This window comes from Pseudonocardia lacus (genome assembly GCF_018531445.1).
Taxonomy (GTDB): Bacteria; Actinomycetota; Actinomycetes; order Mycobacteriales; family Pseudonocardiaceae; genus Pseudonocardia; species Pseudonocardia lacus.
The window spans coordinates 1-11,927 of sequence record NZ_JAHDTH010000236.1 but is presented as its reverse complement, the minus strand read 5'-3'; the positions used below and the strand labels follow the sequence as shown (position 1 = coordinate 11,927).

Genomic DNA, 11,927 nt, shown 5'->3' with positions numbered 1-11,927 from the left:
CGGCGGGCCCGCGACCGGGAACGGCGCACCGGGCGGGGCCCATGCGACCCCCGGCGCGACCGGCGGCCATCCCGGCGGCCGAGTGGGCTGCGAGCCCTGCTCCGTTCGGGGCTCCTCGGTAACGGTGGGCGTCGAGGCGGGGCCGGACGCCGCCCGTAGGGCGCGGAGCTCGGCGCCCATGCCGTCGAGGCGGCGGCCGAGCCGGCCGAGCTCGTCGGCGAGCGCCGCGTACGGGTCGGCGGTTCCCGGAGCGGTGCTGGTCATGGCGTCGATCGTGGTCGCCCGGACCTCCGTACGGCACCGTACGGATACGGCGACGAGCTCCGCAGGACTACGGATCCGACCGTTGCGCACGGACGTCAGACCGGGTCTCTCGTTCGACCGTTCGTCTCCGCTACCGGCACGCTCAGATCTTCTCCGAACCGTTTCCGAAAACGGACGCAACCTCAACCCGGGCCGTGCGTCCCCCCAATCGTGACGACCTTCCCGTCCTCGGTGGTTCGGACGCTCCCGAACCCGCACCGGCCGCTCGCGGTCGCGTGCCCCCGAGCCACCGGTGCGCGGCGGGATGTTCTCGATCATCTGCGGCGCGGGGCCGGTTCCGACCCGGCGGCGCAGAGCCCCCAGGAGGATGTGTGAGCACCCTTACGCCCGACCGCCCGGCCGTCTCCACCCAGGCGCTCGCCGCGCCGCCGCTGGTGGACACCCGGCCGCGGCAGTACCCGCAACCGACGCGTTCCCCGTTCCCGACGGTGTCGGTGGTGGTCCCGGTGCGCAACGAGGCGCGCAACCTGGAGATCGTGCTGCCGGCCATCGCCGCGGTGCGCCCGGCCGTGCACGAGATCATCGTCGTGGACGGCAACTCGACCGACGGCTCGCTGGAGGCCGCCCGCCGCGTGCTCCCGTGGGTGCGCACCATCACCCAGACCCGCAAGGGCAAGGGCAACGCCATGGCCTGCGGGTTCGCCGCGGCCACCGGCGACGTCATCGTGATGTTCGACGCCGACGGCTCGGCCGACCCGGCCGAGATCCCGGCGTTCGTCTCGGCGCTGGTCGCCGGCGCCGACTTCGCCAAGGGCAGCCGGTTCACCACCGGCGGCGGCAGCGACGACATCACCCTGCTGCGCCGCGGCGGCAACGCCGGGCTCAACGGGGTGGCCAACGCGCTGTTCGGCACGTCGTACACCGACCTCTGCTACGGCTACAACGCCTTCTGGGCCGACCTGCTGCCGATCCTCGACCTGCCCGCCGTCGACGCGCCCGCCCCCTCGGACGGGATGCTCTGGGGCGACGGGTTCGAGATCGAGACCGTGCTCAACTGCCGGGTCGCCGCGGCCGGCCTGCGCATCACCGAGGTGCCGTCCATCGAGCGACTGCGGGTCTTCGGAGACTCCAACCTGCGCACCTTCGCGGACGGCACCAGGGTCCTGCGTACGCTGCTGGCCGAGCACCGGCGGGCCGACCGCCGGTCGTCCTCGCGCCGCGCCCGCTGAGCCCACCGCCGAGCAACCGGGACAGGCCGCCGAACCCCGGAGGAGAACCCGTGACCACCGCCCCAGCCGTCACGGCGAGCGTCGTCATCTGCGTCTACACCGAGAAGCGGTGGGCCGACATCGTCGAGGCCGTCGCCTCGGTCCAGGAGCAGGTGGTCTCGCCGCCGCACCGGCTGGTCGAGACGCTCGTCGTCGTCGACCACAACGACGCGCTGCTGGAGCGGGCCGGGGCGCGGTTCGCCGACGCCGGCGTGCGGGTGCTGCCCAACGCCAACAAGCAGGGCCTGTCCGGGGCCCGCAACACGGCGGTCGCCGAGACCACCGGCGACGTCATCGTCTTCCTCGACGACGACGCCAGGGCCCGGCCGGGCTGGCTGGACGCGCTGCTGGCGCCCTACGCCGACGCGACCGTGGTCGGCGTCGGCGGCGTCGCGCACCCGCGCTGGCCCACCAACCGCCCGCGCGTGCTGCCCGGCGACGCCCCCTACGACCCGGACGCCACCGGCGAGCTGGACTGGATCGTCGGCTGCACCTACACCGGCCAGCCCCGCAAGCAGGCCGAGGTGCGCAACGTCATGGGCTGCAACATGTCGTTCCGCCGCGAGGTGTTCGAGCGCGTCGGCGGCTTCGCCGAGGACATCGGCCGCATCGGCAAGAACCCCCTGGGCTGCGAGGAGACCGAGCTCTGCATCCGGGCCCACCAGGCCTACCGCCGGGCAGGCGAGCCCATCCGGATCCTGTTCGAGCCGGCCGCCGTGGTCGACCACCGGGTCAGCTCCGACCGCGTCGAGTGGTCCTACCTGCGCCGGCGCAGCTGGTCGGAGGGCCTGTCGAAGGCCGCCGTGTCGAAGATGGTCGGCGCGGGCGACGGGCTGTCCACCGAACGCAGCTACGTGGCCAAGGTGCTGCCGACGGCCGTGCTGCGCGAGCTGAAGGAGGGCCGGGTCTCCTCGGCCGCCGCGGTGGTCACCGCGCTCGCCTTCACCAGCGCCGGCTACGTGCGCGGCAAGCTTCCCGGGGCCACCGCCGGCGTGCGGATGCCCGCCGACAACCAGGCCGGCGCGAAGCCGCTCGCGTCGGGCGCCGGCCAGGACGTGGCCGCGCGGACCCCGACGGCGGCCGATCCGGCCGCCGAGGCGCACTCCGGCCCGGGCACCGGTGCCTGAGACCCACCCGCCGCTGGACCCGCACGACAGCCCCGACCGGCCGCACCGCGCCGTCACCAGCTTCGTCCACCACCGGGCGCGGCTGACCGACGGCCAGCAGCGGGCCTGGGACCGGTGGTGGCCCGAGCGCGGGATCGAGGTGGCCGACCTGGTGTCGGGCGCCCGGCCCTTCGACCCGCCGGCGTGGTTCGGCCGCACGGCCCCGCTCGTGCTGGAGATCGGCTCCGGGATGGGGGAGTCGACCGCGGCCATGGCCGCCGCCGCCCCCGACACCGACCACCTGGCCGTCGAGGTGTTCGAGCCGGGCATCGCGCAACTGCTGATGCGCGTGACGGATGCGGGGCTGACCAACCTCGTCGTGCTGCGCGGCGACGCGGTGGCGCTGCTGCGCCGGAGCGTGCGCAGCGACTCGCTCGACGGCGTGCGCATCTTCTTCCCGGACCCGTGGCCGAAGCGCCGCCACCGCAAGCGCCGGCTGGTCCAGCCCGACCTGGTGGCCGTGCTGGCCGACCGGATCCGCCCCGGCGGGTCGCTGCACCTGGCCACCGACTGGGCCGACTACGCCACCCAGATGAGGGATGTCTGCCGGGCCGAGCCGCGGCTGCGGCCGGCCACCGACGACGAGTGGTTCCCGCGGCCGGAGTGGCGCCCGGTGACCAAGTTCGAGCAGCGGGCGCGCGAGGAGGGCCGGTCCGTCCGGGACCTCCTGTATTACAAGGAGTAACGACACAACGCCCGTTCAGCGCATCCAGCGATGGGGCATTCGTTCGCCGGCCTGGGTAGGAATGACTCCTCCCCGCTCATACAGGGGCCTGGCGCACGGAAGGCTGAGGTACCGGGTGACGATCGTCGCACGAGGCTCTGAGGTCCCCGCTCCCCGCGGTTGCAGCCCGCTCCCCGACGACGGCGACCCACCGGGCACCCCGCCGGTCGACCCGGCCGAGGCCGAGGAGTTCTTCACCCAGTTGCACGCCGAGACCGGGCGCCCCGTGCGGAGGCGGCTGCACGAGGTCCTCACCGAGATCGACCGCACGGGCACCTACACCCACACCCCGGACGAGCTCGTCTACGGCGCCAGGGTGGCGTGGCGCAACGCGGCCCGCTGCATCGGCCGGCTGTACTGGAACAGCCTGCGCGTGCGCGACCGCCGGCACGTGCACGCCCCCGCCGATGTGGCCGAGGAGTGCATCGCGCACCTGCGCGAGGCCGGCCGGGGCGGGCGGATCCGCTCGACGCTGACCGTGTTCGCCCCGCGGACGCCGGAGCACAGCGGCCCGCGCATCCACAACGAGCAGCTCGTCCGCTACGCCGGGCACCGGCTGGACGACGGCGGCGTGCGCGGCGACGGCCGCAACGCGGCGCTCACCGACCGGGCCGTGGCGCTGGGCTGGCCGCGCCCCGACCCGCCGGGCCGCTTCGACGTGCTGCCGCTGGTCGTCTCCGCGGACGGCGGCGAGCCCGAGCTGTTCGAGCTGCCGGCGGACGCCGTGCTGGAGGTCGAGCTGACCCACCCCGAGCACGAGTGGTTCGCCGACCTGGCGCTGCGCTGGCACGCCGTGCCCGCGATCAGCTGCATGCCGCTGTCCGTCGGTGGCGTGGTCTACCCGGCCGCGCCGTTCAACGGCTGGTACATGGCCACCGAGATCGGCGCCCGCAACCTCGTCGACCCGGACCGCTACGACCTGCTGCCCGCGGTGGCCGAGGGGCTGGGCCTGGACACCGGCTCGCCGCGGACGCTCTGGCGCGACCGGGCCGCCCTGGAGGTGCTGCGGGCGGTCCAGCACTCGTTCGACGCCGCCGGGATCACGATCACCGACCACCACACCGAGTCCGAGCGCTTCCTCGTGCACGTGGGGAAGGAGGAGCGGGCCGGTCGATCCTGCCCGGCGGACTGGAGCTGGATCGTGCCGCCGGTGTCGGGCGGGCTGACCCCGGTCTTCCACCGCTACTACGACCCCCCGCGCCCGGAGGTCCGGCCCGCCTACCTGGAGCCCGTCCGGGAGTGAAGCCGGCGACAGTTCCATCAACTCTGACGTAGTCGCCGTTCACCTCACCATACGAACCGCTCATCGCGACTTGGCGGTCGATCAGCGTACAGTAGTGGGCCGAACGGCCCTGCCATGTCGCCCGACTCCGCATGATCACGCGACGCACGTCACGTCGTCGATGAGCTTTGACCGCAGGAGAACGACCGCTCGACCAACCCAGATGTATGGCGGGGCCGCCAGCAAGTACCGTCCTCTCCGGGACACCGACGCAGGAGGGACCAGCCGGCGATGGCCACCGACAAGCAGTCCGACGGCTTGGCTAAGACCCTGACACAGCTCTTCGAACTCTTCCCCAATCCCGCCACCAAGCGCCCGTACACGTTCGAGGAAGCCGCCGAGCAGATCAACAAGCGGGCCGCCGACCTCCCCGACGACGAGCGCAAGACCCGCACCATCTCCAGCACCTACATCTGGCAGCTGACCCGCGGCAAGCGCAACAACCCGACCGTCGGCCACCTCAGCTCGCTCGCCGACCTGTTCAACATCAGCCTCAGCCAGCTGATCGACGCCATCGGCCCCGCCGACAACGCCCAGGCCCGCGAGGACCTCGAAGTGATCGCGGCAATGCGGTCCGCCGGGGTCCTGGAAATCATGCACCGGGTGCGCGGAATGCCGGAGGACTCCCGCCGCACGCTGCTCGCCGTGCTGGAGCACGCCCAGCTGAGCGGCCCCGCCGGCCGGTGATGCCGGCGTCGCCGCCGGTGCGCTACGCCGTCCGCAGTTGCCGGTGGCAGTCGTCGGGGAAGCACTCGTCGAGGAACTCCTCGATGAGCGGATCGCGCCACACCCGCGCCACCGCGACCAGGAAGTCGGCTTCCTCGGCGAGGGAACCGGGTGGTTCGGGAACGCGTTCCGGGAAGTGCGCCGCCCCCGGGCCCGGTGGGCGCCTGCCGCGCGCCCTCGCCTCGATCGCGTACCGCAGCCAGCAGGCCTCGGCGAGCGCGGCGACCTCCTGCTCGCCGACGACCCCGCGCCGCGACCGGGCGAAGTCGACCGCGCAGTCGACCGCGACGCCGCCCTCGACCATCCCGTAGAGCGTCCAGGAGGCGTCGCGGATGGCGATGACCCGGCGGTAGAGCTGTCCGGCGGGTTCGCGCACGGCCCACCGGTGCTCGACCGTCGTCACGCCCCACTCCGGCACCGCCGCGCCCAGCTCGCGGGCCAGCCCGTCGAGCCTGCGCAGCGCGAGGTGGGCCCGGAACCAGCCGTCGACGGCCTGGACGATGGCCAGCGCGCGCCCGGCGAGCACGCCGGTGGCGATGACCGCCAGGCCCACGGGGGCCAGGGGGGTGCCGGCCACGCCGAGGCGCTGCGCGCCGGGCAACCCGAGCGCGGCGACGACCAGCTGGGCCGCCATGGTCGCCCCGGCGAAGGCGACCAGGACCAGCCCGGCGAACGTGCAGGCCACCGCGACCCGGCCGCGCAGCCGGTCGAGGCCCGGACCGAACGCGCGCAGCACCGGGAGCAGCACCGCGGCGGCGGCCACCGGGCCGGCCGCCGTGACGACCCACAGCCCGAGCGCGGCGGGGTCGTCGGCGTGGTCGGGGAAGACGGTGTGCGTCGGGGGTGCGCCGTGCACGCCGGACGCCGCGTACAGCAGGCACTGCACGACGGCGATCGGCACCCCGATCGCGGCGGCGGACACCCGCGGCCGCAGCGGGGTCGGGGAGACCTGGCGCGCCATGCCGAACGCGGCCGCGGCGGCCAGCGTCACGTAGAGGCACTGGGCCAGGGTGGCCGGGCCGGTGAGGCCGCTGGGGACCAGCAGGTCCTCGACCTCGTCGAGCTCCAGCAGGAGCACCACGGCGCAGCTGCAGAGCGCGGTGGCCAGCGCGCGCTGCGACGGCGAGCCCCAGACGAGCCGCGGCAGCCCGGCGACGAGCAGGAGCGCGGCGGCCGCGAGCGTTGGCCAGCTCATGGCCCGGTCTCCGGTGTCATCGTCTCCGGTGTCATCGTCTCCGGTGTCATCGCGGTGCCCGCCGCTCAGGCGTAGGCGTCGGCGAGGCGGGCCGCGCCGCGGCTGAGGGCGGCGTGCGCCGACCAGGTGCGCGGGGCGCTGCCGCGCCAGTCGCCGAGCAGGACTGCCGCGGCCGCGTCGGCCTCGTCCTCGCTGCGCTCGGAGTAGCCGGCCTCGGCGATGCCGAGCCAACCCCCGCGGCGCTCCGCCGGCGCGTTCGGCGCCGCCAGCGGGGCGACCGAGCCGTGGCCCAGCAGCAGGTGCGCCAGCTCGTGCACCGCATTGTGGGTGCGGTGCAGGCGGCTGCGGGACTGGGCGTAGTAGACGTGGTCGCGGTCGGCCATGGTCAGGCAGTAGCCGCAGACGGTGGCCGAGCCGGACCGGACGGAAATCGGCGTCAACACGATTTCACGCCCACCACGCAATTGCATGAGTTCACCGAGAAAGCCGTCCAGATCGAACGGGGACCGGGGTCGCACCCCCAAGCCGGCCAGGGTCTCGGCGCTCCGATCGAGGAGATCGGACCAGGAGGACGGCGTGGGACGAGCACGCTGGGTCAGTATCTGCCGTGTGCACCGGGCGAATCCGCCCACCCCGCCCCGCGTGATCATCTCGCCCTCCGGAAACGTTGATCACTCCGTTGTTCCCGCGGCCACCCCCGCCGTAGCAATGATAATCGACGAACATCCCCGCGCCAGTCCTGAATAACGAGCATTCGGTCTAGTAGATCAACAGAACGTGCGTCTGCATTCGCAGATGCAGACACCGTTGATCATGGGAGGGGAAAGGGCCGGTGGGGGCGGGTGCGCGCCCGCGCGGGCCCGACCCCGCCGCGCGAGAGGTGTCGCCCCCTCTCGTCGAGACGACGGACGAGGCCCAGGTCGACCCCGCCAGTGCGCGTGCAATTGCAAGGTTCCAATGAATTCCAGTTGATGACCACCGGGGACGCAGTGGCCAGCATGAACCCGACCCGACGAACGACAGTTGGCGCGCTCGACCCCACACGCACCACCACCGACCTGCGTCGACCCTCGTGAACTGCAGGTATACAGCGCGACTCGGGCAGGCGTCCAGCGCCCTAACGGACACATACCGCCCCCATCTCCTCACGTACGGTTGACACGGTCGGTTCATCTCAGTTTATGATCCCCAAGCCAACTTCACTGAGGATTGGCTTCCGGTCGGTCGCGCCTCGCGCGGCGGGCCTCGCCCTGTCGGAACGGAGCGCACGCGATGATCGATCCCGCCCCGCTCGCCCACGAGCCGTCCGACGCCGAGGTCGCCCGCCGAGTCGCCCTGCTGGAGCTGCCCCCCGACCACCCGCAGCGGATGTGGGAGCCGTTCGCCCGCCACCTCGACGGCCCCACCTCGGCGACCGCCGCCCTGCTGCAGCACTGGCTCGGCGGCCGGCCGGTCACCGCCACCGACCTGCTCACCCGCCGCCACGGCCACCGCCAGTACCGGGTCGTCTCGCTGGTCACCACGTTCGACGGCGAGCAGGTCCCGCTGTGCCACGCCACGGCCATCGTGGACCTGCGGCTGCTGCCCGGGTGGGCCCGCGACGTGCTCACCCGCACCGAGCAGCCGCTGGCCCGCACGCTGCACCGGGCAGGCGCCGTGCGCGACCGCACCACGTCCACCGTCCTGAACCCCGACCCGGACGCCCCCGGCGACGCGGGCCTGCACACCCGCGGCGCGTTCCGCCTCCCCGCGGCCGGCGGGAGCCCCGTCGCCGCCGTCGAGGAGTGGTTCACCGGCTACGTCCTGCGGCTGCACGCCCCCGCGCCACCCGTCTCCCGCACGCGCGACCGCCGCCTCGACGACCTCGACACCGACCTGGTCCGCCTGCTGCGCCGGCGCCGCTCGCTCACCGCCGACCGCGGCCGCCCCGTCGGCGCCGGATCCGACGCCGACCAGCGCCTGCCCCACCAGCTGATCCACCTGTTCGACCGGGGACGCGGGGAGCACCCCGCCCCGCCGACCGCCGTCGACGACCGCACCGCGCCATTGGCCCCACCCCCGGCGACCAGCGCCGAGCAGAACGCCGACCGGCAAGGAGCATGACCGTGCTGACCCCGAGCAGCCCGCGCAGACCGCCCGCTCCCGTGCCGCGCCTCCCCAGACCCCGGTCCCTCGCCAGTCCGCACCACCCGGAGCCGCGCCGCCCCTAGCGCCCTCGCGGACGGGCCACCCGCCCGGCCGTCCCCGCACCCCGCCGGTGCCCCTGCCCCACGCCCGACTCGGTGGATGGAGCCGACGTGATCACGCTGCCCAGCCTTGATCTCCCCCGACCCAACCCGTGCGTCCTGCGCCACCTGGCCCGCACCCCGTTGCGCGACCCGCAGACCGCCTGCGGCCGGCCGCTCTACCTGCAGCGGCTGGGCATGGTCGTGCTCCCGCACCAGCGCGTGGCGGCCACCGCCACCGAGGATGCCGGCTGGGTGTGCACGGCGGCCGGGGGATCGCTGGACGTCCGGTCACCGGTCGGCGCGTTCGTCATCGGCGACGTGGAGATCGCGGCCGGACTGGAGGTCCGCGACGTCTGCCACCCGCTGCTCGACCTGTCGCCCACCGAGTTCTGCGAGGCCTGGCTGGTGCGCGTCTGGGACCGCTTCCCCGGCGGGCGCAGGCTGCAGGCCGCGCAGGCGCTGCTGGAGTTCGTCGAGCTCGACTCGCTGACCGTGGCCACCGCCCCGGCCTGGCAGCCCGACCTGGCCCGGCGCGCCGGGCTGGTCCACGCCCGCGGGGTCGCCCGGCACTGCGCGGAGCTCAGCACGGCCGGGCTGCTCAGCCCCCGCTTCGGCGTCCCGGCGACCAGACCCGACGACGAGCAACGCCGCTACCGGCTGCAACTGCCTCCGGCGGTGGCGGCATGAGTCGGGACCGGGCCGAGCAGCTCAAACCGACCTTGAAGGCGGTCGCGGCGCGGATGCTGCCGCCGGTCACCCCGATCGGCTTCCCCGCCTCAACCGACATCGACTTCTCGCTCATCGCGCCGCTGTCTCCGGGCACGCTCAACAACATCGGCGACCCGACGGTGCCCGGGCTGGAGCACCGCAACGTCAAGGACCTGGAGCGCGAGGTCGTCGGGATCCTGGCCGAGTGGTTCCAGGCCCCCCGCCAGGACCGCTGGGGCTGCGTCACCACCGGCGGCACGGAGGGCAACCTCTACGGGTTGTACCTGGCCCGCACCGCCCTGCCCAACGGGGTCGTCTACTTCGCCGACGAGGCGCACTACAGCGTGGCCAAGGCCGCGCACCTGCTGGGCCTGCCCGCGGTCCGGGTGCCCACCCGCAACGGCGGCGAGCTGGACTACCAGCAGCTGGCCGAGCGGGTGAACACCAACCGCCACCGCCCGGCGATCGTGGTGGCCACGGTCGGCACGACGATGACCGAGGCCGTCGACAACGTGGCCGCCATCAAGGTCACGCTCGACCGGGTCGGCATCCCCGACGATCGGCGCTACATCCACGTCGACGCCGCGCTGACCGGCATCCCGCTGGTCCTGCTGCACGGCACCCACCCCAGCGTCAACCTCTCCGAGGTCGGCCACGTCGACAGCCTCACCATCAGCGGGCACAAGTTCCTGGCCACCCCGGAGCCGTGCGGCGTGCTGATCACCCGGCGCCGCCACCGCGACCGGGTCGCCCGCTCGGTCAGCTACATCGGTGGCGTCGACGCCACCATCGCGGGCTCCCGATCGGGGCACACGGTGCTGCAGCTGTGGTGGGCGCTGCGCTCCCTGGACCGACCCGACCACCAGCGCCGCGCCGAGCGGGCACGGGCGGTGGCCGCGCACACCGTGCGCAGGCTGACCGAGGCCGGCTGGGTGGCGTGGCGGCACAAGCACGCGTTCACCGTGGTCATCAAGGCGCCGAGCCCGGCCATGATCCAACGCTGGGCGCTGGCCACCACCGGCGAGTGGAGCCACATCGTCTGCGTCCCGGGGGTGACCACCGAGGTCATCGACCGGTTCGTCGACGAACTGGTGGCCGAGCAGCGCAACGAGTACCAGCCCGCCCCGGCGCGCGCCGCGCGCCGGCGCTGGTGGCAGCGCCAGCGCGTCGAGCACGTCGGTTGGCCGGCCGCGCCGCACACCGGTCTCCCACCGGTCGGCTGAACGGGGACGACGATGATCAGCGAGCAGTTCATCTGGCTCGGCGTGGCGGTCAACTTCCTGGCCGGCATCGGCTACGTGATGGCCACCGTGCGCGGGCAGGCCCGGCCGAACCGGGTGTCCTGGGGGCTGTGGGCCATCACCGCGTGGCTGGCCTTCTTCGGGCAGCTCTCCGAGGGCGTCGGCATGCCGGCGCTGCTCACCCTGACCGTGGCCCTGATCCCGAGCCTGATCTTCCTGGCCTCCTTCGTCGGCGGCGCCTACTGGGAGTTCAGCAGGCTCGACATCACCTGCGGGGTGTTCTCGCTGGTCACCCTGGTGGCCTGGCAGCTCACCGCGTCCGGGCTGGTGGCGATCGTGCTGAGCATCGCCGTCGACGCGCTGGCCGGCGTCCCCACCATCGTCAAGGCCTACCGGGAGCCGGAGTCGGAGTCCCACGGCGCCTACACCGCGGGCATGTTCAGCGCCGCCTGCACGCTGCTCACGCTCACCGAGTTCACCATCGCCACCGCGGCCTTCGCGATCTACTTCTTCACCCTGTGCGGCACGGTCAGCTTCCTGCTGCTGGTGACGCCGAGGCTGCGCACCCGGGCGCTGAGCAACTCGCTGCGCTTCCCCACGACCTACCCGCTGCCCCGCCAGGCCACCGACGAGCGGCTGCGCGACCCGTTCGGCCCGCCGGTGTACCGGCGCTCCGACCGATTCGTCTCCGCGGCGCACCGCCCCGACCTGGAGGGCGTGCGCACCTACCGCGGCATCCCGCACATCGACCTGGAGGTGCGGGTGCGGATCGGCCAGCTCGGGCACGGGGTGGACGCCCGCGTCCCGGTGGTCGTCCCGGCCGGCCCGGTCGACCTGGGCCGGGTCGGGGACCCGCCGGGGCCGCGGCCCACCTACGGCGCCGCGCCCGGCACGGTCGAGGGCACGGTGCTGACCGCGGGCCACGCCCCGACGACCACCTCCCGGATCGTGGTGCCGACGCAGCGCGCGTCCGCATCCGTGGCGGTGCCCGCCGAGTCCGGGGCGTCGCGCCCGTCCCCCGGTCCCCGGGCCTCGGTCCACCCCGCCTCGTCGCCCCCGAGCGGGCCCCGGACCCCGGTCGGCGGCCCGACCCCGCAGGCCACCGGGCGCCCGGCGGCCACCCCG

At 74.0% G+C, this 11,927-nt stretch carries 10 protein-coding genes and 2 pseudogenes; 9 read left to right on the top strand and 3 right to left on the bottom strand.

The genetic code is table 11. From position 1 onward, the window contains the following. Positions 1 to 264 (bottom strand): annotated as a pseudogene (locus tag KIK08_RS33455) (hypothetical protein); the annotation flags it as partial. Between the two features lie 371 nt (positions 265 to 635). On the opposite strand from KIK08_RS33455, the gene KIK08_RS33450 reads away from it, so the two are divergent. From KIK08_RS33450 to KIK08_RS33430, 5 genes are all read left to right on the top strand, one after another. Then, positions 636 to 1,493, top strand: coding sequence for a glycosyltransferase family 2 protein (locus KIK08_RS33450; RefSeq protein WP_308258053.1), 858 nt, complete (start codon positions 636 to 638; stop codon positions 1,491 to 1,493). Positions 1,494 to 1,543: 50 nt separating this feature from the next. Continuing rightward, on the top strand, positions 1,544 to 2,659 hold the full coding sequence (locus tag KIK08_RS33445; protein ID WP_214407321.1) for a glycosyltransferase family 2 protein: 1,116 nt from the start codon (positions 1,544 to 1,546) through the stop codon (positions 2,657 to 2,659). Further along, on the top strand, positions 2,652 to 3,383 hold the full coding sequence (gene trmB / locus KIK08_RS33440; protein ID WP_308258052.1) for a tRNA (guanosine(46)-N7)-methyltransferase TrmB: 732 nt from the start codon (positions 2,652 to 2,654) through the stop codon (positions 3,381 to 3,383). Before KIK08_RS33445 ends, trmB begins: the two co-directional genes overlap by 8 nt. A gap of 115 nt (positions 3,384 to 3,498) precedes the next feature. After that, positions 3,499 to 4,665, top strand: a complete 1,167-nt coding sequence (locus tag KIK08_RS33435) for a nitric oxide synthase oxygenase (RefSeq protein WP_408004772.1) — start codon at positions 3,499 to 3,501, stop codon at positions 4,663 to 4,665. 270 nt (positions 4,666 to 4,935) lie between these two features. Continuing rightward, the gene (locus KIK08_RS33430) at positions 4,936 to 5,391 is read left to right on the top strand and encodes a hypothetical protein (RefSeq protein WP_214407319.1); all 456 of its coding nucleotides are present in this window, start codon (positions 4,936 to 4,938) and stop codon (positions 5,389 to 5,391) included. A 22-nt stretch (positions 5,392 to 5,413) separates the two neighbouring features. Here the strand turns inward: KIK08_RS33430 and KIK08_RS33425 are convergent, their stop codons facing one another. Continuing rightward, positions 5,414 to 6,625 carry a DUF6545 domain-containing protein gene (locus KIK08_RS33425; RefSeq protein WP_214407318.1) on the bottom strand — a complete coding sequence of 404 codons (1,212 nt, stop codon included), beginning with the start codon at positions 6,623 to 6,625 and terminating at the stop codon, positions 5,414 to 5,416. Positions 6,626 to 6,690: 65 nt separating this feature from the next. Next, positions 6,691 to 7,068 carry a hypothetical protein gene (locus KIK08_RS33420; RefSeq protein ID WP_214407317.1) on the bottom strand — a complete coding sequence of 126 codons (378 nt, stop codon included), beginning with the start codon at positions 7,066 to 7,068 and terminating at the stop codon, positions 6,691 to 6,693. Positions 7,069 to 7,897: 829 nt separating this feature from the next. Here KIK08_RS33420 and KIK08_RS33415 point away from each other — a divergent pair. From KIK08_RS33415 to KIK08_RS33400, 4 genes and pseudogenes are all read left to right on the top strand, one after another. Then, positions 7,898 to 8,728 carry a hypothetical protein gene (locus tag KIK08_RS33415; protein WP_214407316.1) on the top strand — a complete coding sequence of 277 codons (831 nt, stop codon included), beginning with the start codon at positions 7,898 to 7,900 and terminating at the stop codon, positions 8,726 to 8,728. A 194-nt stretch (positions 8,729 to 8,922) separates the two neighbouring features. Continuing rightward, positions 8,923 to 9,540, top strand: coding sequence for a hypothetical protein (locus KIK08_RS33410; protein WP_214407315.1), 618 nt, complete (start codon positions 8,923 to 8,925; stop codon positions 9,538 to 9,540). Next, complete coding sequence (locus KIK08_RS33405) at positions 9,537 to 10,784, top strand: histidine decarboxylase (RefSeq protein ID WP_214407314.1); 1,248 nt, start codon at positions 9,537 to 9,539, stop codon at positions 10,782 to 10,784. The genes KIK08_RS33410 and KIK08_RS33405 overlap by 4 nt, the downstream gene beginning before the upstream one ends. Positions 10,785 to 10,796: 12 nt before the next feature. Beyond that, positions 10,797 to 11,927: pseudogene (locus KIK08_RS33400) on the top strand (hypothetical protein); the annotation flags it as partial.